The organism is Enterobacter sp. SCRI0065 (assembly GCF_059766475.1).
Window position 1 is genome coordinate 1 of record NZ_JCBAJB010000028.1, and the last position, 479, is coordinate 479.

A 479-nucleotide genomic window follows, 5' to 3' on the forward strand; every position below is an offset into this window, starting at 1 on the left:
TTCGGGTCGTGCAGGGCGTGTTCAAGCCGATCTTCAATCTCGAGCGCGCGTTCCTGCTTGATGGCTCACAGTTTGACCACCTGTTTGCGCCGGACGAGGTGTTCCATATCGGTAATCTCGAAGCAAAGGCGCTGGCCGTGCCGGGCCACACGCCGGCAGACATGGCGTATCAGGTGGGCGATGCGGTGTTTGTGGGCGACACGCTGTTCATGCCGGACGTGGGCACCGCGCGCTGCGATTTTCCGGGAGGAAATGCGGGCACGCTGTACCAGTCGATCCGCCGCTTGCTGGATCTGCCGCCGGACACGCGCCTCTACATGTGCCACGACTATCCGCCCGGTGGGCGCGAAGCCGTGTGCCACACAACGGTGGCCGAGCAGCGCCGCGCCAACATCCATGTGCGCGATGGCGTGACCGAGGCCGAGTTCGTGCAGATGCGCACGAAGCGCGATGCCACGCTCGGCATGCCGACGCTGATG

General features: G+C 64.7%; 1 protein-coding gene. It reads left to right on the top strand.

Translation table 11 applies throughout. From position 1 onward, the window contains the following. Nucleotides 1-479, top strand: a 479-nt coding sequence (locus tag AC6EMZ_RS23255; protein WP_498405177.1) for an MBL fold metallo-hydrolase, incomplete at both ends; no start/stop codon positions are given.